Origin of the sequence: Roseovarius salis (assembly GCF_044472985.1) — a bacterium.
Taxonomy (GTDB): Bacteria; Pseudomonadota; Alphaproteobacteria; order Rhodobacterales; family Rhodobacteraceae; genus Roseovarius; species Roseovarius salis.
In genome coordinates this window covers 34,154-55,468 of record NZ_JBISDG010000005.1, presented here as the reverse complement: position 1 = coordinate 55,468, position 21,315 = coordinate 34,154, and the positions used below count along the sequence as shown (strand labels likewise).

The window sequence follows — 21,315 nt, the reverse complement described above, 5'->3', positions numbered from 1 at the left end:
AGGGTGTCAAAGCGGCCCCCGCCAACACCGCACGAGCGCGTTCCCGCCGGATCACCGCCTTGCGCCCGCAGGGCCCGCCACGCTCGCAGGCTGTCTTGTTCGCAGTGGCCTCTCAAAAATCGAGGTTTTCAACACTCAGGGCATTCTGCTGGATGAATTCGCGGCGAGGCTCGACCACGTCGCCCATCAGCTTGGTAAACAGATCGTCGGCCTCGGCCACGTCGTCGATCTTGACCTGCAAGAGCGTACGTGCCTCCGGGTCCAGCGTGGTTTCCCAAAGCTGATCCGGGTTCATCTCGCCAAGGCCCTTGTAGCGTTGCAGGGTAAGCCCCTTTTCGCCCTCCTTGAGTACCGCGTCCAGCAGGTTCAGCGGACCGTAGATGTCCTGCGCGCGGTCCTTGCGGTGCAGCGTTGCGGGGCGCGTGTAAACCTCCTGCAATGTTTCGGTCAACTGGCCGAGCCGCTTGGCCTCGCCGGAGCGCAGCACCGGGCCGTCCAGCGTCCGAACCTCCTCGACCCCGCGCAACACGCGGGTCAGGCGAATGCCGTGATCCTGCGTGGGGCGGCCTTGCCAGCCCCGCTCGTATTCGACGGCGATGAGATCCAGCCGCTCCGCCACCGCGTCGGCCACTCCCTGCAGGTCGGCGTCGGCGCGGCCGGGCACGAAGGCCCCGGCGATCGCCGCCTGTTCGAGGATGTGCCGGGGATAATGGGTCGGAAAGGCCTCGAGGATGCGCTTGACCTGCCGCGCCTCCTCGACCACGCGCACGAGATCGGGTCCGACGATTTCCTCGCCCGAGCCGAGGCGCAGCACCGCGTCCTCGGTGCCTTGGGCGATCAGGTAGTCCTCCAGCGCCGGCTCGTCCTTGAGATACACCTCCGATTTGCCGCGCACGACCTTGTAGAGCGGCGGCTGCGCGATGTAGAGGTAGCCTCCCTCGATCAGTTCGGGCATCTGCCGGTAGAAGAAGGTCAGCAGCAAGGTGCGGATATGCGCGCCATCAACGTCGGCATCCGTCATGATGATGATCTTGTGGTAGCGCAGCTTCGAGATGTCGAACTCGTCCCGCCCGATGCCGGTGCCAAGCGCCATCACGAGGTTGCCGATTTCCTGGCTGGACAGCATCCGGTCGAAACGCGCGCGTTCCACGTTCAGGATCTTGCCCCTGAGCGGCAGCACCGCCTGCGTGGCGCGGTCGCGCCCGGTCTGTGCCGATCCGCCGGCCGAGTCCCCCTCCACGAGGAACAACTCGGTTTTTGACGCATCCTTTTCCGAGCAGTCCTTGAGCTTGCCCGCAAGGTAGTTGACGTCCATCGCCGTCTTGCGCCGGGTCAGCTCGCGCGCCTTGCGCGCGGCCTCTCGCGCCAGCGCCGCCTCGACGATCTTGCCGACGATCTGCTTGGCCTCGTTCGGGTTCTCCTCGAACCACTCGCCGAGTTTCTCGCTCATCAACCCCTCGACCGCCGGGCGCACCTCGGAGCTGACGAGCTTGTCCTTGGTCTGGCTGGAAAACTTGGGATCGGGCACCTTGACCGACAGCACGCAGGTCAGCCCCTCGCGCGCGTCGTCGCCGGTGAAGGACACCTTTTCCTTCTTGGCGATCCCGCTCTCGGAGGCATATTTCTGCAACACGCGGGTCAGCGCCCCGCGGAACCCCGCAAGGTGCGTGCCGCCATCGCGCTGCGGGATGTTGTTGGTGAACGGCAGGACCGTCTCGTGATAGCTGTCGTTCCACCACATCGCCACCTCGACCGCGATACCGTCGCGCTCTCCTTGTACGAATATGGGCTCGGGCAGCATGGGCGATTTGTGCCGGTCAAGGTATTTCACGAACTCGCGCACGCCGCCCTCGTAGTGCAGTTCGGATTGCAGCGGCTCCTCGGGGCGTTCGTCGCGCAGGATGATGCGGACGCCGGAATTCAGGAAGGCCAGTTCCCGCAGACGCTTCTCGAGAACCTCGAAACTGTAGTCGAGGTTCGAGAAGGTGTCGGTCGAGGCCAGGAACCGCACCTCGGTGCCGCGGCGTCCGTCAGCATCGCCCACGACGCGCAGATGCTCGACCGTTTCGCCATGTTCGAAGCGGGCGACGTGCTCCTTGCCGTTGCGCCATATGCGCAGCTCGAGCCAGTCGCTGAGCGCGTTGACGACCGAAACACCAACGCCGTGCAGGCCGCCGGACACCTTGTAGGAATTCTGGTCGAACTTGCCGCCCGCGTGCAGCTGGGTCATGATGACCTCGGCGGCCGAAACGCCTTCTTCCTCGTGCAGCTCGACGGGAATACCTCGGCCGTTGTCGCTGACCGAAACGCTGGAATCCCCGTGGATCGTGACCGTCACGACATCGGCGTGCCCCGCCAGCGCCTCGTCGATGCCGTTGTCGACGACCTCGTAGACCATGTGATGCAGGCCCGAGCCGTCATCGGTATCGCCGATATACATGCCGGGGCGCTTGCGGACCGCCTCCAACCCCTTGAGAACCTTGATGGAACCGGCGCCATATTCGTCCGGCGACGCTGCTGCTTCAGCCATGCAGGAAATCCTTCGTTATGTCGCGATCTTATACGATTTTCCACGGGGAATGTCACGCAATCGGCACCACGTTTCAGGGTGACCGGCCATGTTCCGGTCAGGTCACGGCAATGGCACCGGCAACAACGATCAACAGCCCGCCGGCGGCGATGTTGGTACGCCGCAGCGCCACCGGAGAGGTCATGAGCCGCCGCAGCCGGCCGATGAAATAGGCAAAGCCGAGATTGCCGGCGAATGGCACGAGCGCCGACAATGCCACGATCGCCGCAATGTCCGGCGGGGTGATCCGCGCAAGGTCGAAAAAGCCTGGCAGCACACCCATGTAGAACAGGATCGCCTTGGGGTTCCCAAGGATGGCAGCCAAACCGGCCATGAAACCGGCCCACTGGCCGGGGCGTGTCAACCGGCTGTCAGCGGTGATCGTCCGGTCCGCGTTGCGGATGATCAGCAGCCCGAGGCCGAGGAACATCACCACCGCCACGGCCTTGAGCGCGACCATGACGCCGCCGAACATCGAAACGACCCAGCTGACGCCAAGCACTGCCAGCAGGGACCACAGAACATCCCCCACAACGACACCCATTGCCAGCGGCCACGCGGCCTGCGGCCCGCCCGAGAGGGTCCGCGCCAGCACGGCCAGCCAGACCGGGCCGGGCGTCAGGAAAAGGATGAAAAGCGCGCCGGCATATAGCGCCATGTCGCCGACGGTCAGCGTCATTCCCGGCCCGGCAGGGTCAGCGTGCCCTCATCGGACAAGGGCCAGTACGGGGTCATCGCGACCTCCCACACATGGCCATCGGGATCGGCGTAGTAGCCCGAATAGCCGCCCCAGAACGCCTTTTCAGGCCGCTTCAGCACCATCGCCCCGGCGGCGACCGCCGCGGAAAAGGCGGCGTTGACCTCGGCCTCGGTCGCAAAATTCTGCGCCAGTGTCATCGCGCCCGTGCCAAGCTCGCGCGCATTGCGCCCCTGATCCGCCGCCAGATCGGCCCACCGGTAAAGACCGAGGACCATGCCGGGTAGCTGGTAGAACACGATGCCATCCTGCGCTTGCGCCGGCGTCCAGCCGAGCGCGGCGTAAAACTCCTTGGAACGCTGAATATCCGTCACGGCGAGCGTGACAAGAGAGACGCGTTGCGGTGTCATGGGATGTCCTTTCCTTCGGTTCGGCTGAGGCCGTCGGCCTCGGTCACTTCGTACCGCTGAGCACGATCCCCAAGCGCGTCGAAAAGCTCTGCCCCGGTGCCGGTCATCCATGCCTGTGCGCCAAGAGCGACGATTTCATCGTAAAGCGCCGCCCGGCGCCCCGCGTCGAGATGCGCCGCGACCTCGTCGAGCAGGAGTATCGGGGGCGCCCCGAAATCGCGTGCGAGCGCGCGGGCGTTGGCGAGAACCAGCGAAATCAGCAGCGCCTTCTGCTCGCCGGTCGAACAATCGCGCGCCGGCACACCCTTGGCCGAGTAAACGGCATGCAGGTCGGCCCGGTGCGGCCCGACGAGGGTTCGCCCCGCCGCGAGGTCGCGAAAGCGGCATTCATGCAGGGCGTCGCGAAAATCCGACTCCGTTTCCGGCATCTCGCCCTCGGTCATGGTCAACTCCAGCTCGGCGGCGGGGAACGCGGTTTCGGCCTCGGCCTGGGCGTCGCGAATATGCGCCAGCGCATCCAGCCTGTGGCGGTGGATGGCGATCCCGGCCTCGGCCATCTGCCGCTCCAGCGCGACATACCAGTGCCCGTCACGCACCTGGTCCTTGAGCAGCCGGTTGCGTTCGCGCATCGCCTTTTCATAGGCCAGTGCCGCCTCGGCATGGCCGGGCACAAAGCTGAGCGTTATGCGGTCCACGAAGCGGCGGCGCCCCTCGGCCGCCTCGATCCAGAGCCTGTCCATGGCCGGAACCAGCCACAGCACCCGCGCGATGCGCCCCAGCGCCACCTGGCTGGCCGCCTTGCCGTCGATCCTTACCTGACGTGTGCCCGCCTCTTCGGCCCATGTCTCGACCTCGTGAACCCGGTCGAGGGAATGCAAATGGCCGGTGATTTTCCAGCCGAGGTTTTCGGGCCGGCGGGCCATGTCCTGCGCCGCCGCCCGGCGCAGGCCACGGCCGGGGGAAAACAGCGACACCGCCTCCAGCAGGTTGGTCTTGCCCGCCCCGTTGGGCCCGTGGATCGCCACCGGCGGCGCATCGAGCGTCAGCGTCGCGCCCTTGTGCGAGCGGAAATGCGATAGCGTCAGGCGGGAAAAGTACAGACGGGTCATGGCAAGGCCCGTGTTCTTCCAGGAAAACGGCTCGGAAAACGGAAATTTCCCGGCCCGGAATTTTCAAGAATTCCGGTCAGCCTCACACCCGCATGGGCATCACGACGTAGACCGCGCTGGTGTCGTTGCCCTCGCGCACGAGGGTCGGGTCGCCGGAGGAATTGAACAGGAAGACGGCGTTCTCGCGGTCGACCTGGCTGGCGATTTCCTGCAGGTATTTGGCGTTGAACCCGATCTCGAGCTTTTCGTCACCGTAGGCCACGGCCAGTTCCTCCTCCGCCGCGCCGCTGTCCGGGGCGTTCACGGACAGCACCAGCCGATCCTCGTCAAGCGTGAGCTTGACGGCGCGCGATCTTTCCGAGCTGACCGTCGCAACACGATCCACGGCCTTGGCGAACTCGCCGGCATCGACCTCCAGCTTGCGGGTATTCCCCTGCGGGATGACGCGCGTGTAGTCGGGAAAGGTGCCGTCAATCACCTTGGATGTCAGCGTGATGCCGGGGGTTGCGAACCGGACCTTGGTTTCACTGACCGACACCGCGATCTGGGCGTCGTCGTCCTCCAGGAGCTTGCGCAACTCTCCCACCGTCTTGCGCGGGACGATCACGCCGGGCATGTCGCCGGCGCCCTCGGGCAGGTCGGCATCGATCCGGGCGAGCCGGTGACCGTCGGTCGCGACGCAGCGCAGAACGCGGCCGCCATCGCTTTCGGCGACGTGCATGTAGACGCCGTTCAGGTAATACCGCGTCTCCTCGGTCGAGATGGCGAATTTCGACTTGTCGAACAGGCGGCGCAGCACGGGTGCCTTGGCGGTGAAATTGCAGGCATATTCCGAGGAGGCCATCACCGGGAAGTCCTCCTTGGGCAGCGTGGCCAGCGAGAAGTTGGAGCGCCCCGCCTCCACCGACATGCGGCCCGACGCGCCGTCGTCGGCCAGCGTCACCAGCGCCCCGTCCGGCAGCTTGCGCACGATCTCGTGCAGGGTCACGGCCGATACCGTTGTGGCGCCGGCACGCTCGACCTGCGCGGGGGCGGTATCAACCACCTCGACGTCAAGATCGGTGGCGCGGAACTGCACCTGCTCGCCTTCCGCCTCGATCAGCACGTTGGCAAGGATCGGGATCGTGTTGCGTTTCTCGACCACCGACTGTGCCTGCGACACGGCCTTGAGCAGCGCCCCCCGTTCAATGCTGAGTTTCATACCCTCGCTCCCTGATGTGCCGCGCCGGGAAGCGCACCGTAGCAAACTCCCCTACCCGCTCAAGCCTTTTCGCCCGTTTTCGGTGCAATTGAACATGGGGTCAAGAGACGCGCGCACCCGCCCCCGCGCAGCCCGCAGGCGACGGGTGCACAGCGCTAGCTTTCCAGCGTCCTGCGCAGCATTTCGAGATCCTCGGCGATCTGCGCGTCCTGCTGGCGCAGTTCCTCGATCCGCTTCACGCCGTGCATCACGGTGGTATGGTCTCGCCCGCCGAAACGACGCCCGATTTCCGGCAGCGAGCGGCTTGTCATCTGCTTGCAGAGATACATCGCCACTTGCCGCGGGCGCGCGAAACTGCGCAATCGTTTCGGGCCGATCATATCGCTCAGGCGGATGTTGTAATGTTCCGACACCTGGCGCTGGATCTCCTCGATCGACACCTTGCGCTCGGACGCGCGCAGGATATCGGCAAGACAATCCTGCGCCAGCTCCAGCGTGATCTCGTGACCAACAAGCGACGCAAAGGCGTAAAGCCGCGTCAGCGCCCCTTCGAGGACGCGGACATTCGTGCTGATGCGATGCGCCAGGAATTCCAGCACACCGTCCGTCATCTGCAGATCCGGGTAATCCATGCGGAACCGGTCGACCTTGGACTGCAGGATGCCGAGCCGCAGCTCGTAATCGGTGGGATGCAGGTCCACCACCAGGCCGCACTGGAGACGGGACTTGATCCGGTCCTCGAGGTTCTCGATCTCGCCCGGCGCCCGGTCGCCCGAGATGACGATCTGCTTGTTCTGGTCCACCAGGGCGTTGAAGGTATGGAAGAATTCTTCTTGCGTGCTGTCCTTGCCCGCGATGAACTGGACGTCATCCACCATCAGCACATCGACCGAGCGGAACATCTGCTTGAAATCCATCATGCGGCGATCGCGCAGGGCCTGCACGAAGCGGTACATGAATTGTTCCGCCGACAGGTAGACGGCGTTCAGGTCCGGTCGCCTGACCTTCAGCTCCCAGGCGATGGCGTGCATCAGGTGGGTCTTGCCCAGCCCCACGCCACCATAAAGGAACAGCGGATTGAACGTGACTGGCCCGCCTTCCGCGACGCGCTTGGCAGCCGCATGCGCAAGCTCGTTGGGCTTGCCGACCACGAAACGGTCGAATGTGAACCGGTCATCGAGCGGCGCCGCGGGCACTTGGGAATCGGCATCCGGCACACCGGGCGCCGCACCCCGTGCCGGCGCGCCGGCCCCGTTGGAACGCACCGCCGGGGTGCGCTTCGCGCCGCTGCTCGGCACCTCGAAATGCACCCTGCGGATCTCGGGCGCGACGGTATTGACCTGATACAGGATCAGGTCTCCGAAATTCTGCGAGACGTAATTGCCCAGGAAAGTCGTCGGCACGCTGAAGGTTACAACGCCGTCGCGTGCCGCCGACAGTTCAAGCGGCTCGATCCAGTTCGCGTAGTTGTGCTTTCCGACCTTGCTGAGAAGTTCCTGTTTGAGTTGGCCCCATTGCTCGTTGGTCATTTTTCCTGTTCCGCCGTTCACATCCCCATATCGGCATTGCCCGAAGCGTCCCGGTGCCGGCGAATCCAGCCAAGAGAAAAACCCGTCCCACCCCGTTGCCATGGGCAACAGGTTGAAACACCCAACGTGCCTAGGTCAGGTGCGGCGGCGTGGCATCCCCGTTCCTGTGCCGTGTCCCTCGGCGTGGATCGGGCAGTCACATGCCGCGCGGGTCTGTCTGCGGACGTGGCCGGTCGCTTAAACGTAGATGCACCCAGGAAGCACGGTCAGGTTCATGTCCGGGCGCTAGCGGCAGCCTCTATCCCCCTTGCGGAATCGCTCGATGAAAATAGCCAGAGCGTCGAGCCAACGGCAACTTATCTTAGAGCTTGACAGCAGAAGGGTGCGAAAAGAATCTGGCGCTCTTGCACTGGCGCCATCAACGCAAAAAGCGCCCGGTTTACGGGCGCCTTTGAAGATCAACAATTTACTGAAGGGCGCTCAACCGAGCGCCTTCACCCGTGCGGCCAGACGGGACACCTTGCGTGACGCGGTGTTCTTGTGGAACACGCCTTTGGAAACGCCGCGCATCAATTCGGGTTGCGCCGCCCGGAGCGCCTCTTGCGCGGCGGCCTGATCGCCGGCGGCGATGGCCTCTTCGACCTTGCGGATATGCGTGCGGATTCGGGAGCGGCGCGCCTTGTTGATGGCGGCGCGGCGCGCGTTCTGGCGAGCGCGCTTCTTGGACTGGGGCGTATTTGCCATTGTATTTCAGACCTTTGTTCGGGTTTTCACGATCCATTTCGCACGTGAGCGTCCCGCACCGGTTGGTCCGACGACAGCGAATACATGGCCTGAGCGGGCCCCACGCGCATTTACAACTGACGCATATAGCCGAGATCAGCGCCGATGAAAACCGGAAATCCCTGCGCCTCGCGCGGCCGATTCCCGCCGAAGACGGCCCCGGCTTGGCCCGGTCGCTTTTTTCGCAAATCTGTTACGCAATCGACACATCCGGGCGACTCACCCCGCGCTTGTTGCCTCGCGCGCGCGATACCGCCATGCTCTTCACCAAGGGGGATGGCCATGAAACTCGCCAAACGTGATTGGGTACCGGAGACATCCGAGACGCGCGTCGGATCGCTGGCAGAGCGCGCGGCTGCCTTGGGTTCGGATGCTCTTCGCGACCGCATGGAGGCGCTGGCGCGCAAGAACCGGGAAATCCACGAGCGCGAATGCTTCAACCTCAACCCGGCCACGAACGTGATGAACCCGCGCGCCGAGGCGCTGCTCTGCGCCGGGCTGGGGTCGCGGCCCTCCCTTGGGTATCCGGGCGACAAGTACGAAACCGGGCTGGAAGCGATCGAGGAAATCGAAGTAATCACCGCGGAGCTTTGCGCCGAGATCTTCGACTCGCAATTCGCCGAGATCCGCGTTCCCTCGGGCGCCATTGCCAACCTGTATGCCTTCATGGCCACCTGCCGGCCGGGCGATACGATCATCGCGCCGCCCGAGGCTATCGGCGGACACGTCACCCATCACGCCGCCGGATGTGCCGGCCTTTACGGCTTGCGCACCGTTCCTGCCCCGGTGGACACGGATGGCTACACGCTCGACACCGACGCCTTGCGGAAAGTCGTCCGACAGGAGCGCCCGCGCCTGATCACCGTTGGCGGGAGCCTGAACCTGTTCGAGCACCCCGTGCGGGAGGTGCGCGCCATCGCCGATGAGTCGGAGGCGCTGGTCATGTTCGATGCGGCCCATCAATGCGGAATCATCGCCGGTGGCGCGTGGAAAAACCCGCTGCGGGAAGGCGCGCACATGATGACGATGAGCACCTACAAGAGCCTCGGCGGCCCGGCGGGCGGGTTGGTCCTCACCAATGACGCATCGCTTGCCGAAAGACTCGACAGGATCGCGTTTCCGGGCATGACCGCGAATTTCGACGCGGCGAAATCAGCCGCGCTGGCCATCACGATGCTGGACTGGCGCGACCATGGCGCCGCCTATGCCAAGATGATGATCGACACCGCGCGGGCATTGGCCCGCGCCCTTCAGGACCGCGGCATACCGGTTTTCGCCGAACCGCGCGGCTTCACCCGCTCGCACCAGTTCGCCGTCGAGGCCGAACCGTTCGGCGGCGGCCAGAACGCCGCCCGGCGGCTGCGGCAGGCTGGCCTGCTCGCCTGCGGGATCGGCCTGCCCCGCCCGCCGGTCGCGGGCGACATGAACGGCCTCAGGCTAGGCACGCCCGAAATCGTAAGGTGGGGCGTGACGCCGGACCACGCGCAGGATCTGGCCGCGCTCATCGTGGACGGGCTACGGGAAGACCCCGGGTCGGTTGCCCCCCGCACCCGGGCCATGCGCGCACGTTTCGACACGCTGCATTATGTCGGGTAAGTTCGTGCGCGCCCGCTTCACTTGTCGCGGAACTGCGCCTCGCGTTTTTCCATGAATGCCGACATGCCCTCGCTCTGGTCGTCCGTGGCGAAAAGCGAGTGAAAGACGCGCCGCTCGAAAAGCAGACCTTCGCTCAGCGGCACCTCGTAGGACCGGTTCACGGCCTCCTTCACGGCCATGACCGTGATCATCGACTTCTCGGCGATCTTGTTGGCGGCGTTCAGCGCCTCTTCCTTCAGCTTCTTTGCGGGCACCACGCGGCTGACCAGCCCGGCACGCTCGGCCTCCTCGGCATCCATGAAGCGCCCGGTCAGGTTCATGTCCATCGCCTTGGACTTGCCGATGAAGCGGGTCAGTCGCTGCGATCCGCCGAGACCGGCCATCACGCCCAGATTGATCTCGGGCTGGCCGAACTTGGCGGTATCAGAGGCGATGATGAAATCACACATCATGGCCAGTTCGCACCCACCGCCGAGCGCGTAGCCGCTGACCGCGGCGATGATCGGTTTGCGGATGGCGGCGATCGCCTCCGGCTCGGGGCCGAAGAGGTCCTCCTTGAACACGTCCACGAAGGACTTGTCGCTCATCATCTTGATATCGGCCCCGGCCGCGAAAGCCTTTTCCGAGCCGGTCAGAACGATGCAGCGGACCTTGTCGTTGGATTGAAGCTCTTGCAGCGCCTTGGCGAGTTCCTTGAGAAGCTGGTCGTTGAGAGCGTTCAGCGCATCGGGGCGGTTGAGAGTGACAAGGGCGACGTGGTCTTCTATTTCGACGTTGATCGTCTCATAGGCCATGAAATCTGCTTTCGCTGGTTTCGATCAGAACCGATTCCTTATCAATTTGGCTATCCGGTTCAACCTTATCTTTGGCAACGCGGGCAGTAGAAGCTGGACCTGCCGGACTGTACGGCCCTGCGGACACGGCCCTCGCAGCCAGGGCGCGGGCAGGGTGCGCCCTCACGGTCGTAGACATCGAAGCGATGCTGAAAATAGCCGAGCTCGCCATCAGCCTGCCGGTAGTCGCGCAGCGACGATCCCCCCGCCGCGATCGCGTCATGCAACACGTCCCGCACGGCCCGGGCCAGCGCATCCACGCGCCGCGCGGAGATCGCTCCGGCATGTCGCTTGGGCGAGATCCCGGCGCGGAAAAGCGACTCGCAAACATAAATGTTGCCCAGACCCGCCACGAGCCTCTGGTCGAGCAGCGCGGCTTTTACAGGCGTGCGGCGTGCGCGCAGGGACGCGATGAGGTATTCGCCGGAAAACGCGTTCCCCAGCGGTTCGGGCCCCAGCCTGCGCAACAGCTTGTGGTCGCCAGCCGCATCGGTCGCGACCATGTCCATCGCCCCGAAACGGCGCGGATCGTTGAACGTGACGCGCGCGCCGGCCTCGGTTTCCAGTAGCACGTGATCGTGCTTTTCCGGTGCGGGATGGTCGTGCACGAACATCCCGAGCGGGTCCCCCGAGACGAGGATCCGGCCCGACATGCCGAGATGGACAAGCAGCGTTTCGCCGCTGTCCAGATCGGCCAGGATGTATTTCGACCGCCGGCCAAGGCGCAGCACGCGGCGGCCTGTCAGACGGTCCGCCATGTCAGGCGGAAACGGCCACCGCAGGTCCGGCCGGTTGACCCGCACCCGCGCGATCCGGGCGCCTTCAAGCACGGGGACCAGTCCGCGGCGAACCGTCTCGACTTCGGGCAATTCGGGCATTGCTCTCTCATCTCCTGCACGGGGCGGATTGTAACCGGCCCCCGGCGCCCTATAAGAAGGGCGAAGACGTCGAACGGCAAGGGCGCCCGCGGCACATGACCGAGAAAACCACCCATTTCGGATTCCAGCAGATCCCCGAGGGCGAAAAGGCGGGGCGCGTGCGTGGCGTGTTCGGGTCCGTGGCGTCGCGCTATGACATGATGAACGACGCGATGTCCCTCGGCATCCACCGGGTCTGGAAGGACGCGATGATGGACTGGCTGGCCCCCCGCGCGGGCCAACACCTGCTGGACGTGGCGGGCGGCACCGGCGATATCGCGTTTCGATTCCTTGCGCGCGCGGGCGCGGGGCGGGCCACCGTGCTCGACCTGACCGAAGAGATGCTGGCGGCGGGCCGCCAGCGCGCCGAGACCGAGAACCTCGGCGACCGGCTGGACTGGGTTGTGGGCGACGCGATGGCACTGCCCTTTGCGGACAACAGTTTCGATGTCTACACGATCAGCTTCGGCATACGGAACGTCACCCGCCCCGAGGCCGCGCTGGCAGAAGCGTTCCGCGTTCTGCGCCCCGGCGGCCGCCTGATGGTGCTGGAGTTCAGCCAGGTGCCGAACGCACTGATGCGGCAGGTTTACGACCTTTACTCTTTCCACATCATCCCGCGCATGGGACAGCTGATCGCCCGGGACAGGGACAGCTACCAGTATCTGGTGGAATCGATCCGGCGTTTCCCTGATCAGGAGACGTTCCTGCAAATGGTGCGCGACGCGGGTTTCGGGAACGCCAAGTACCGCAACCTGTCGATGGGCATCGCCTGTCTGCACTCGGGCTGGAAGCTCTGATCCGGTGCGCGGGCCGCACAATATCCTGCGCCTTGTACGGACCGGGGCCACGCTGGAGCGCACCGGCGCAATGCGGCTCATCCTCGATGCGATGGACGCGCCGCCGCTCGTGCGGGGGGCAATGCGGTTTCTCGCATGGCCGTTCCAGTGGCTTGGATACCGGGCTGACCCTGATCTGCCGCCGGCGGTCGGCGCGCTGACGGTCCTTGGCCCCGCCTACATCAAGTTCGGCCAGCTGTTCTCGACCCGTCCCGACATCGTGGGCGAAGATCTGGCCAACGAACTGCGGATTCTTCAGGACAAGTTGCCGCCGTTTCCCATCGCCGCCGCCAAGCAGAGCATCGCCGCGGAGCTGGAGCGGCCCGTCGAACAGATGTTCGACGATCTCAGCGAACCCGTCGCGGCCGCCTCTATCGCGCAGGTACACAAGGCGCGCCTGCGCGACACGGGTGAGCCGGTGGCGGTCAAGGTTCTGCGGCCGGGGATCGAACGCGCCTTCCGCAAGGATATCGACGCCTTCTATTTCGCGGCCCGGATGATCGAGCTTCTGTCTCCATCCTCCCGCCGACTGCGCCCGACCGATGTCATCGCCCATTTCGAGGGTGTCGTTCTGGGCGAGCTCGATCTGAGGCTCGAAAGTTCCTCGGCGTCGGAATTCGCGGCCAACACCGCGGACGATCCCGGCTTTTCCCTGCCGGAAATCAAGTGGGAATTCTCTGGCCGACGCGTGATGACGATGAGCTGGGCGGTGGGCGTTCCCCTCGGCGACAACGCGGCGCTGGATGCCGCGGGCCATGACCGCGTCGCACTGGGCGAGCGTGTCTTGCAGCTTTTCCTCAGCCACGCGCTGCGCGACGGGTATTTCCATGGCGACATGCATCAGGGAAATCTCAAGGTCGCGGCCAACGGCGACATCATCGCCTACGACTTCGGGATCATGGGCCATATCGACGAGTACACGCGCAAGGTCTATGCCGAGATCCTCTACGGCTTCATCCGGCGCGACTATCAGCGCGTGGCAGAGGTGCATTTCGAGGCGGGGTATGTCCCTGCCAACCAGGACGTTAACGAGTTCGCGCGCGCGCTGCGGGCCGTGGGCGAGCCGATCTTCGGCATGGATGCCACGCGCATCTCGATGGGGAGCCTGCTGAGTTACCTTTTCGAGGTGACAGAAAAGTTCGGCATGGAAACCCGAACCGAGTTGATCCTGCTGCAACGCACCATGGTCGTGGTCGAGGGCGTGGCGCGCTCGCTGAACCCTCAGATCAACATATGGCAGGTCGCGCGCCCGGTGGTCGAGGACTACATCCGCAAGAATGTCGGCCCACGTGCCGCGCTGCGTGACCTGGGCCGGACGCTGGCGGTGCTCAGCCGCTACGGCCCGCGGCTGCCACAGCTTGTGGAGGATACGCTGATCCGGCATTCGCAAACCGCAACACCGCAGGAAAGCACATCACGACTGGCCTATGCGGCGTGGGCCGCCGGCGGGTTCGGCCTCGGCGCCGCGGCAGTGCTGGTGGCGCTGCACATGGGATAGACGGCATCAAAGGCGAGCGGCACCGCGCAAACGGTTCGGTCGATTGTTACGTTGTTGTCCCCGATCAGTTTCGCTAAGGTGACCGCAACTTGGCCGAATACCGGGGCATCTGCGCGTGATCCGAAAGATATCGCTGTCAGCGGTCTTGATGACCCTCATGCTCATGCCCGTGGCAGCGGTTGCCGACCGTCTTTTGACCACCAAGACAAACAATTTCGGCATGCCGGGCGGCCTGATCGACATGCCGACGGCCGAGGCGGCACCGGATGGCCAGCTCTCGGTGACGATCTCCCATTTCGAGGGCTATACCAAGAACACCGCGTCCTTCCAGCTGCTGCCATGGGTCTCGGGCAGTTTTCGGTATATCGGCGTCGATGACCTCTCACCGCTTTTCGACGTGTATTACGACCGCAGTTTCGATCTCAAGTTCCGCGTGATCGAGGAGACGGACTATCTGCCGTCAGTGGCGGTGGGCTTGCGCGACTTTCTGGGAACCGGTGTGCTCTCCTCGGAATATGTGGTTGCCACCAAGCAGTTGGGCAACCGGCTGCGTGTCACGGGGGGAATCGGCTGGGGACGGCTTGGCACGCGCAACAGCTTCGGCTCGCTGGGGACGCGGTCGCGCTTCACGTTCACCGGCACCGGTGGCCGCGGCGGACAGTTCAACGTGAGTGACTGGTTTCGGGGGCCGATGGCGCTTTTCGGTGGCTTCAGCTACGCGATCACCGACAAGATCAGCTTCAGTGCGGAATATTCCTCGGACAATTACGACATCGAACAGCAGCAGGGCGTGTTCGATCCCGACGTCCCGTGGAACGTCGCGCTGGATTACCAGCTCAACGACGACATGAACCTGCGGCTGTTCGCGCTCCACGGCACGGAAATCGGCGCAAGCGTGGCCATATCGCTGAACCCGCGGAAACCACCGGTCCCAAGCAGCGAGCCCGCGCCGCTGCCGGTCGCGGTGCGCGACCCCGAAGCGATCAATGACCTTGGCTGGACGCTCGACCCGAAGCAACAGCAGGACGCGATATCGTCGCTCGGCGAGCTGCTGGCAAAGGAACGCATCACGCTCGAAGGGCTCCGGATAGAGGAGCGGTCGGCCCATCTGCTGATCCTTAACGACGTCTATACGTCCGATTCACAGGCCCTTGGCCGGACGGTCCGCGTTCTGACGCGCACGATGCCGGCCTCTATCCAGACCTTTCACGTGACGCTGAGCAACGAATACGGCCTGCCCGTCAGCACGACCAGCTTCCGCCGCAGCGACTTGGAACGGCTGGAACACGCCGCCGAACGGGAAATGCTGGCGGCGGTGCAATTCAACGACAGCTTGCGGTTTGGCGGCGTACCCGAAAGGCTGCCGGGTGTTCGGCCGAAGTTCAACTGGCGGATAACCCCGACCACGCGGACATACGCGTTCGACCCCAACAACCCCTTCCGCGCCGATATACGCCTGACGGCACGGGCGGACTGGCATCTGGGGTCAGGCTGGGTCGTTGCCGGGGCGAGTTCGGTCAAGCTGTTCGGCAATATCGACGAAGCGACGCGCGGATCGAACTCGATCATGCCGCGTGTCCGGTCCGACGCGCTGCGCTACAATTCCGAGTACGGCCCGACATTGGACCTGCTGACGCTCGCGAAATACGGACGTCTGGGCCCGGATCTGTACGGGCGGATCACGGGCGGCTATCTGGAAACCATGTTCGCGGGTGTTTCGGCAGAGGTCCTTTGGAAACCTGTGGACAGTCGCCTCGCACTCGGGGCCGAGGTCAACTATGTCCGTCCGCGAGAGTTCGAGCAGGGTTTCGGGCTGCGGTCGCTGGACACGCGCGGCGTGCCCATCCCTGAATGGAACGGCCATCTCTCAGCCTATTACGACGCGCCGGGGGATTTCGAATTCGAGGTTCATGCGGGCCGCTACCTCGCCGGGGACTGGGGCGCGACGCTTCAGGTCGCGCGCTCGTTTGCCAATGGCTGGAAGGTCGGCGCGTTCGCCACCAAGACGGACGTTTCGGCCAGCACGTTCGGCGAAGGTTCTTTCGACAAGGGGCTCTTCTTCGAAATGCCGCTATCGTGGCTGCTCGGCCAGCCCACGCAGCAAAGTTTCGCCCAGACGATTCGCCCCATCCAGCGGGACGGTGGCCAGAGGCTGGGGGTCGAGGGGCGGCTTTACGAGACCATCCGCGACGGTCACCGCGCCAAGGTGGCTGAAAGCTGGGGGAAATTCTGGAGATGAGCGTGACCCGCCTGCTGCCCCTCGTCGCCGTGATCGCGGCGCTCATCCTGCCGGGTTGCTCCAGCCAGGAGAGCACGATCTCGCCGGGCGACCTTTCCAAGGAACTGTTCCAGAAGATCCGCTCGGCACGCCAGCAGCCCACGGAACCGCCGGACCTTTCTCGGTTCTCCGCCACCGCGCTGCGCCGGACCGACGATCCGCTCGCGCAGCTCATGTTCCCGACGACGAAGGCCGCCGCGGTGATGCGCATTATCGAATCGAACGGGCGGTACGACACGTGGGCTGCATGGGGTATCAGCGACCGTCGCTCGGTAACCACCAAGGACGGCATCATCACCGCGACGCGCGCCGTGCCGCCCGACCTGATGTCGGCCGACGTTGACGGGGTGCTGGAGCTTGTCACGCAACGCAGGGAGGGTACGGCGCAGTACACGCAGCGCTACCTCGACGGAGATCATGGCATCGTCGAGGCGAAATCAACCTGCGTGGTGTCACGCGGATACCCCAAGGCGGTAAAGTTCGGGGAGATCGACCAGCCGGTGCTGCAGATGTTTTCGAGCTGCGTGTCGGCTGACAGGCAGTTCGTGGACCTTTACCTTGTCAACCGTGACGGCCGGATCGTGCAATCGCGCCAATGGGTCGGGCCGGAGCTGGGATTCGCCGTCATGCGGCATCTGCGCTAGCTCGCCAGACCGCGTATGACGGCGGTGATCAAGACACGATTTTACGCAACAAAAAGGGCCCCATGCAGGGCCCTTTTGAACTTCTGACATATGCTTTGTGAGAGCAGTTTTTACTACTCCGCGCCACCCGCCGTCGTCGTGGTCGTCGTGGTCGTCGTCGTGGTGCTGCTGTCACCACCAGATGCGACGACACCGAGCGCGACTGCACCGGCCACCACGCCCGCGGCGTTGGCGCCAATCAGACCGGCCGGCGGGCACTCTTCCACCACGTCCGGGGTCTGGGGATCGTCGCATTCGGACTCCTCGAACGGATCCTGTGCCAGTGCGGGGCCAGCGGTAATGGCCGCAATCGCCGCCGCCGCGATGATTTTCGTCAGTTCCATTTGGTAAACTCCAATTTCAAATCGCTTCGCCGAGCGCCTCACCGAGAAGATCGTATATTGGCGTTATTATTTCAATAGCATCCTGCAACAAATCCGAAAAATCATCGAAGCGTGAAAAAAGGCGAAATACCGCCAACACCCGGCGCAGCGACACGCCCACTGCACGAAAAACGGGCAAAACCCATGTTTTGGCGCATCAGTCAGCGGCGGCACGGAGGCCGACGATCGCGGAGGATTCGACCTTCTGGCCACTGTCCATGATGAGGATCGGCACACCGTCCTCGTTCCGGGCTTCCATGATTCGCGCTTGCACATAGACCGGATCGGTGGCGAGCGTTTCGCCCTCGGCCGAGTATTCCACCGCGAGGTTGTATTCACCCGCCGGCAGAGGCGCCCCCGTGTCAAGCGTGCCAGCCCACTGGAGTTCCTCGGCTTCGGTCCCGACGGGCATACGCTGCACCTCTTTGCCCGACCGGTCCGTGACCACCAGCTCCGCGTTATCCGCCAGGGTGTTGCCCGGGGTTTCGACGGTAACCGGGCTCCCCTCGAACAGCACGGGCATTTCCGCGCTGGCCTGCATCCCGATCCATTGGGAAAGCTGTGACACGCCCAGCGCCCCCATCTGCGCGCCGAGCGCGACCAGCAACTCGTTGGTCCGGACCTGTTGTTCCACCGACGAAAACGTGGCCAGCTGCGTGGCAAATTCCGTCGGGTCCGCGGGGTTCAGGGGATCCTGATTTTGCATCTGCACGGTCAGCATTTCCAGGAAGGTCTGGAAATCGGAATTGAGCGCGGTGCCCGTTCCGGTGCCATTCGGCGCGGACGGCCCGCCGATCAGGCCATTCCCGGCGGACGGGGATCGCGGTGTTGCAGGAATATCCATCGAGAGACCTTTCTAGAGACGTATGTCAACCCGGTTGGCAGCAGAGGCTGCGGCGGGTGCGTGAGACACGGGCATGCCTCCGGCCATCTCGGCATGCTGTGTTTCGGCCGCGGAGGCGCTGCCATCATCTTCTGCCGGCGTATCGCGCGGCCGGTCTTCGCCCGTCTCAGCCCCGAAAGAGAAAGCGGTGCTGTCATACCCCATCTCGCGGAAATCCTGTGACAGCATGTCGGCATGGCGCCGGAGCAGGTCGAGCGTCTCGGGACGGTCGGCCTGAATGCTGATGGAAATACCGGTTTCGCCAGGCGTGAGGCTTATGCGCAACTTGCCCAGTTCCGGCGGGTTCAGCAGGATCTCGTAGGACTGCTCGCGACCGGCCTGAACCGCCTGCGCGACCTGCCAGGCCACCGCCCGACCGGTGTCGGCCTGCGTCATGTGCGTTTGCGCTGCCGCGGCCGGGGGGCCGCTGCGCGCGGGCGGTGCGGCCTCCTGCGGAGGCGGCAGCTCCACGACGGGACGTGGCTCCGCCTCGGCGGCAGGACTGCCGGCAGCGGGCGAAACCGCGAGCGCTCCGGCGGCGGGCCCGGAAGAACCGGAAGACCCGGCGCCCGGTATCCGGACAGTGCCGGGGGCGTCAGCGTGATGCATCCCGGGCGCACGAACCGATTGGGGCTGCAACCAAGGCAGGCTGGACCCGGACCGCTCCTGCACCGGCCGGGATGCCTCCAACATGGCCGTCGCACCAAGCGGCGGCACAGCCGACGGGACAGCCCCGGAACGCCTAGATACAAGCGGCGCAACACCTTCCTCCGGCCCCGCGACAGGAGCCGGTCGGGAAGACCGCGAAGGGTCACCGGCACCCGTCCATTCTGCCACTGCAGTCGGTGTCGCCGTCCCGGACCCCTTTTCCGGTACGCCGGGGGCAACGGTGTGCCCGCCATCGGCACGCCAAGCGAGGTTGAGCCCGGTTTCCCGCGCGATGCCCGGCGCTTTCGCACCGCGGTCGAGCGACACATGCGAATGCGGCATCGGATCGCGCATCGCCGTGAGCGGCTGACGGTCCAAGTATAGCACGCCATTACGCACGGCCACGCGACCCGCTGCCGGCACCGACGGCGACGGTGCCACCGGTGCATGGGATTGCCCGGTGTCGTGGTGGAGCGGGACCGGGCCGCTTGCCCGAGCGTTCTTGAGCCGGATCGTTTCGGCATCCGGCACATCCGCGGATGGCGGAGCCACGGCCGGGGCGTTCCTCGCGCCACCGGGCAGATCGTCAGGCGCCGGCTGGCCATCCACCCCCAAGACGGCGCGCGCCTGTGGCGGGCTGCTTCTTGCCGGTACGTCCAAACGCCCCGTCCCGGTATTTCCCGTCATGTTGGCCGCGATGCCTCGAACCGCGCTTCCTGGGGCGGAACCAAGCTGCTGCGGCGCGGCCTCCAAGTGGGCGGGCATCCTCAAGGTTTCGGCTTCGCTTGCGCCCGTCGGCGTTGCGTTTGTCGACCCACCCGCGGGATCGATCAGACGTGCCGGCATGCGCTCGAGCGCGCGGGGAACTGATCTCAGCCCGTCGTCCCCAAACGTGGTGGTCATGACCGCGGGGGCGGCAAGCCGAACCGATGGCATTGCGTCAGACCCGGCGGTCGCCCCGCTTTTGGCCGACACGGAGGACTCGGCGGGTCGGGTCTCAACATGGTATTTCGTCGTCGACCAGGTTTGCGGGCCGCCCTCCATAGCGTCCGGCGGCAAGGGATGACCTGCTGCCCGGCCGCTTTCCGCTGACATGGAGGCCGCGTATACCCGGCGTCCGTCATCCGCAGGTGTGTCGGGCTGCAGGGCGGCCGGGCTGCGGGACTCCAAGGGGGCCGCGGCCACGGGATGCGCACCGTCTCGCGCAGGAAACGAGCTCGGGGTCTCGCCCGATGGCAGACCCGGGGCGGACACCCCCGGCGCCGCCCGGGGTGGATAGCCCTGTGATTCCGCCTTGCCGTCCGCGCGCCCCTGTCGCGCATCGGCACCGCCAAGCTGGATGTTCCTCTTTGACGTGTCCTCGGGCCGCTCGACGGCGCGGCCTTCGCCCATCGCGGCAGTGTCGTCAGGATGTTCGGCATCCTGGTCACGCCCCCTCACCGTGGCAAACGGGGCGCCATCCGCCGGTGTTGGGGGATCCGTCGGCGTCACACCCTGTCCATGACGCTCCGGCGTTGCCTCCGCTTCTCGCCACGACGGGGCGGGCGTGCTTTCACGGGCCAGCGCGTCGCGGAAACCGTCAGCCGCCCTGGTCCCGTGCTCGGCGCTGCCATGGGCCGGCCGGCGAGAGCCTGCGCCGCCGCCACCCGCAACGAAGTCTGACAGAAACTGGTACATTGGCCCTGCTCCGGGATTTCTTCCGCGTCGCAGGCATACTTGCAGACACCGGTTACCGCATCTTTACCGGTTTGGTGTCATATGCCGGAAAGTTTCCTTCAAATGGAGCTATCATCATGTGGCAGGTTCCGCCCCCTCACCAACCGACGCACACCCCTCACGCCACCCGTCCGGGGGAAAGCCGCGCCAGGGCCGCCGCGCAGCAGCTGGAGGCGCGCTTTCTTTCGCAGATGCTCAAGGCCGCCGGCCTCGGCGAGCAGGTCAATGGCTTCTCTGGAGGCGCCGGCGAGGATCACTTCGCCTCGTTCCATCGTGACGCCATAGCGCGCGAGATGGCGCGGTCCGGGGGGATCGGCCTGGCCGAACACATCTTCCGCTCGATGATAGAGGCGCGCGATGACACATGACGACACCGCCCACGACGTGATGTCCCGCCTCGACGATCTGCTGGAGACCGAACGCGGCGCGCTTCTGGCCGGGGATCTCGACACCATCACGGAGTTGCTGGAGGAGAAATCCCGGCTTGTCGACGCGCTCAACAGGCTGGCCCCGGACCGCTGCCGGGATCTTGACGACCTGAAGGACAAGGTCGTGCGAAACCAGGCGCTGCTCGACGGCGCTCTGCAAGGGATCAGGCGCGTCGCCGGCCGCCTTTCCGCGCTTCGGCAGCTGCGTCATTCCTTTGAAACCTACGATCATGCCGGCCGCAGGCAGACCATCGACGGAAACGTGGTCCGCCGGGTGGAAAGGCGCGCATAGGCCAGGTTTGTGTCAAATGCCGC

General features: G+C 65.1%; 19 protein-coding genes. 7 read left to right on the top strand and 12 right to left on the bottom strand.

Annotated elements, in window-relative coordinates:
* Positions 1–112 precede the first annotated feature (112 nt).
* The 7 genes from gyrB to rpsT form a co-directional block, all read right to left on the bottom strand.
* Complete coding sequence (gene gyrB, locus ACH13J_RS03020) at positions 113–2,530, bottom strand: DNA topoisomerase (ATP-hydrolyzing) subunit B (RefSeq protein ID WP_397541835.1); 2,418 nt, start codon at positions 2,528–2,530, stop codon at positions 113–115.
* A 97-nt stretch (positions 2,531–2,627) separates the two neighbouring features.
* Positions 2,628–3,248 (bottom strand): LysE family transporter, encoded by a 621-nt coding sequence (locus tag ACH13J_RS03015; RefSeq protein ID WP_397541834.1) that lies wholly within the window; start codon positions 3,246–3,248, stop codon positions 2,628–2,630.
* Positions 3,245–3,676: a VOC family protein gene (locus tag ACH13J_RS03010; protein WP_397541833.1), complete on the bottom strand. Its 432-nt coding sequence runs from the start codon at positions 3,674–3,676 to the stop codon at positions 3,245–3,247. The genes ACH13J_RS03015 and ACH13J_RS03010 overlap by 4 nt, the downstream gene beginning before the upstream one ends.
* Positions 3,673–4,785, bottom strand: a complete 1,113-nt coding sequence (recF, locus tag ACH13J_RS03005; RefSeq protein WP_397541832.1) for a DNA replication/repair protein RecF — start codon at positions 4,783–4,785, stop codon at positions 3,673–3,675. The genes ACH13J_RS03010 and recF overlap by 4 nt, the downstream gene beginning before the upstream one ends.
* A gap of 82 nt (positions 4,786–4,867) precedes the next feature.
* The gene (gene dnaN, locus ACH13J_RS03000; protein WP_397541831.1) at positions 4,868–5,986 is read right to left on the bottom strand and encodes a DNA polymerase III subunit beta; all 1,119 of its coding nucleotides are present in this window, start codon (positions 5,984–5,986) and stop codon (positions 4,868–4,870) included.
* Between the two features lie 155 nt (positions 5,987–6,141).
* The gene (gene dnaA / locus ACH13J_RS02995) at positions 6,142–7,515 is read right to left on the bottom strand and encodes a chromosomal replication initiator protein DnaA (protein ID WP_397541830.1); all 1,374 of its coding nucleotides are present in this window, start codon (positions 7,513–7,515) and stop codon (positions 6,142–6,144) included.
* A 480-nt stretch (positions 7,516–7,995) separates the two neighbouring features.
* The gene (rpsT, locus tag ACH13J_RS02990) at positions 7,996–8,259 is read right to left on the bottom strand and encodes a 30S ribosomal protein S20 (RefSeq protein WP_397541829.1); all 264 of its coding nucleotides are present in this window, start codon (positions 8,257–8,259) and stop codon (positions 7,996–7,998) included.
* A 321-nt stretch (positions 8,260–8,580) separates the two neighbouring features.
* Here rpsT and ACH13J_RS02985 point away from each other — a divergent pair, with 321 nt between their 5' ends.
* Positions 8,581–9,894 carry an aminotransferase class I/II-fold pyridoxal phosphate-dependent enzyme gene (locus tag ACH13J_RS02985; protein ID WP_397541828.1) on the top strand — a complete coding sequence of 438 codons (1,314 nt, stop codon included), beginning with the start codon at positions 8,581–8,583 and terminating at the stop codon, positions 9,892–9,894.
* Between the two features lie 17 nt (positions 9,895–9,911).
* Here ACH13J_RS02985 and ACH13J_RS02980 read toward each other — a convergent pair whose 3' ends face one another.
* Both ACH13J_RS02980 and mutM read right to left on the bottom strand, forming a co-directional pair.
* Complete coding sequence (locus tag ACH13J_RS02980) at positions 9,912–10,688, bottom strand: enoyl-CoA hydratase (protein ID WP_397541827.1); 777 nt, start codon at positions 10,686–10,688, stop codon at positions 9,912–9,914.
* A gap of 65 nt (positions 10,689–10,753) precedes the next feature.
* Positions 10,754–11,605, bottom strand: a complete 852-nt coding sequence (gene mutM, locus ACH13J_RS02975) for a bifunctional DNA-formamidopyrimidine glycosylase/DNA-(apurinic or apyrimidinic site) lyase (RefSeq protein WP_397541826.1) — start codon at positions 11,603–11,605, stop codon at positions 10,754–10,756.
* A 95-nt stretch (positions 11,606–11,700) separates the two neighbouring features.
* Between mutM and ubiE the strand changes: the two genes are divergently transcribed.
* The 4 genes from ubiE to ACH13J_RS02955 all read left to right on the top strand — a co-directional run bounded on the left by ubiE (position 11,701) and on the right by ACH13J_RS02955 (position 16,903).
* Positions 11,701–12,444, top strand: coding sequence for a bifunctional demethylmenaquinone methyltransferase/2-methoxy-6-polyprenyl-1,4-benzoquinol methylase UbiE (gene ubiE / locus ACH13J_RS02970; protein ID WP_397541825.1), 744 nt, complete (start codon positions 11,701–11,703; stop codon positions 12,442–12,444).
* Positions 12,445–12,448: 4 nt separating this feature from the next.
* A complete protein-coding gene (gene ubiB, locus ACH13J_RS02965) occupies positions 12,449–13,981 on the top strand; it encodes a 2-polyprenylphenol 6-hydroxylase (protein WP_397541824.1) in 1,533 nt (510 codons plus the stop codon).
* 148 nt (positions 13,982–14,129) lie between these two features.
* The gene (locus ACH13J_RS02960) at positions 14,130–16,220 is read left to right on the top strand and encodes a YjbH domain-containing protein (protein ID WP_397541823.1); all 2,091 of its coding nucleotides are present in this window, start codon (positions 14,130–14,132) and stop codon (positions 16,218–16,220) included.
* Entirely contained in the window at positions 16,217–16,903 is a 687-nt protein-coding gene (locus tag ACH13J_RS02955) for a YjbF family lipoprotein (RefSeq protein WP_397541822.1), read from the top strand. The genes ACH13J_RS02960 and ACH13J_RS02955 overlap by 4 nt, the downstream gene beginning before the upstream one ends.
* A 113-nt stretch (positions 16,904–17,016) precedes the next feature.
* On the opposite strand, the gene ACH13J_RS02950 is transcribed toward ACH13J_RS02955, so the two are convergent.
* From ACH13J_RS02950 to fliK, 3 genes are all read right to left on the bottom strand, one after another.
* Entirely contained in the window at positions 17,017–17,286 is a 270-nt protein-coding gene (locus ACH13J_RS02950; protein WP_397541821.1) for a hypothetical protein, read from the bottom strand.
* 196 nt (positions 17,287–17,482) lie between these two features.
* Positions 17,483–18,169: a flagellar hook capping FlgD N-terminal domain-containing protein gene (locus ACH13J_RS02945; RefSeq protein WP_397541820.1), complete on the bottom strand. Its 687-nt coding sequence runs from the start codon at positions 18,167–18,169 to the stop codon at positions 17,483–17,485.
* Between the two features lie 12 nt (positions 18,170–18,181).
* Positions 18,182–18,604, bottom strand: a complete 423-nt coding sequence (gene fliK, locus ACH13J_RS02940) for a flagellar hook-length control protein FliK (protein ID WP_397541819.1) — start codon at positions 18,602–18,604, stop codon at positions 18,182–18,184.
* A 1,928-nt stretch (positions 18,605–20,532) separates the two neighbouring features.
* Between fliK and ACH13J_RS02935 the strand changes: the two genes are divergently transcribed.
* Together ACH13J_RS02935 and ACH13J_RS02930 are read left to right on the top strand one after the other, a co-directional pair.
* Complete coding sequence (locus ACH13J_RS02935) at positions 20,533–20,940, top strand: rod-binding protein (RefSeq protein ID WP_397541818.1); 408 nt, start codon at positions 20,533–20,535, stop codon at positions 20,938–20,940.
* Positions 20,930–21,292, top strand: coding sequence for a flagellar protein FlgN (locus ACH13J_RS02930; protein ID WP_397541817.1), 363 nt, complete (start codon positions 20,930–20,932; stop codon positions 21,290–21,292). The genes ACH13J_RS02935 and ACH13J_RS02930 overlap by 11 nt, the downstream gene beginning before the upstream one ends.
* The last annotated feature ends 23 nt before the right edge of the window (positions 21,293–21,315 follow it).

What these genes read in the sequence shown, in the direction of transcription:
- gyrB (WP_397541835.1), bottom strand. Translation starts at nt 2,530, where the DNA reads ATGGCTGAAGCAGCAGCGTCGCCGGACGAATATGGCGCCGGTTCCATC.
- ACH13J_RS03015 (WP_397541834.1), bottom strand. Translation starts at nt 3,248, where the DNA reads ATGACGCTGACCGTCGGCGACATGGCGCTATATGCCGGCGCGCTTTTC.
- ACH13J_RS03010 (WP_397541833.1), bottom strand. Translation starts at nt 3,676, where the DNA reads ATGACACCGCAACGCGTCTCTCTTGTCACGCTCGCCGTGACGGATATT.
- recF (WP_397541832.1), bottom strand. Translation starts at nt 4,785, where the DNA reads ATGACCCGTCTGTACTTTTCCCGCCTGACGCTATCGCATTTCCGCTCG.
- dnaN (WP_397541831.1), bottom strand. Translation starts at nt 5,986, where the DNA reads ATGAAACTCAGCATTGAACGGGGGGCGCTGCTCAAGGCCGTGTCGCAG.
- dnaA (WP_397541830.1), bottom strand. Translation starts at nt 7,515, where the DNA reads ATGACCAACGAGCAATGGGGCCAACTCAAACAGGAACTTCTCAGCAAG.
- rpsT (WP_397541829.1), bottom strand. Translation starts at nt 8,259, where the DNA reads ATGGCAAATACGCCCCAGTCCAAGAAGCGCGCTCGCCAGAACGCGCGC.
- ACH13J_RS02985 (WP_397541828.1), top strand. Translation starts at nt 8,581, where the DNA reads ATGAAACTCGCCAAACGTGATTGGGTACCGGAGACATCCGAGACGCGC.
- ACH13J_RS02980 (WP_397541827.1), bottom strand. Translation starts at nt 10,688, where the DNA reads ATGGCCTATGAGACGATCAACGTCGAAATAGAAGACCACGTCGCCCTT.
- mutM (WP_397541826.1), bottom strand. Translation starts at nt 11,605, where the DNA reads ATGCCCGAATTGCCCGAAGTCGAGACGGTTCGCCGCGGACTGGTCCCC.
- ubiE (WP_397541825.1), top strand. Translation starts at nt 11,701, where the DNA reads ATGACCGAGAAAACCACCCATTTCGGATTCCAGCAGATCCCCGAGGGC.
- ACH13J_RS02960 (WP_397541823.1), top strand. Translation starts at nt 14,130, where the DNA reads ATGACCCTCATGCTCATGCCCGTGGCAGCGGTTGCCGACCGTCTTTTG.
- ACH13J_RS02955 (WP_397541822.1), top strand. Translation starts at nt 16,217, where the DNA reads ATGAGCGTGACCCGCCTGCTGCCCCTCGTCGCCGTGATCGCGGCGCTC.
- ACH13J_RS02950 (WP_397541821.1), bottom strand. Translation starts at nt 17,286, where the DNA reads ATGGAACTGACGAAAATCATCGCGGCGGCGGCGATTGCGGCCATTACC.
- ACH13J_RS02945 (WP_397541820.1), bottom strand. Translation starts at nt 18,169, where the DNA reads ATGGATATTCCTGCAACACCGCGATCCCCGTCCGCCGGGAATGGCCTG.
- fliK (WP_397541819.1), bottom strand. Translation starts at nt 18,604, where the DNA reads ATGACGCAGGCCGACACCGGTCGGGCGGTGGCCTGGCAGGTCGCGCAG.
- ACH13J_RS02930 (WP_397541817.1), top strand. Translation starts at nt 20,930, where the DNA reads ATGACACATGACGACACCGCCCACGACGTGATGTCCCGCCTCGACGAT.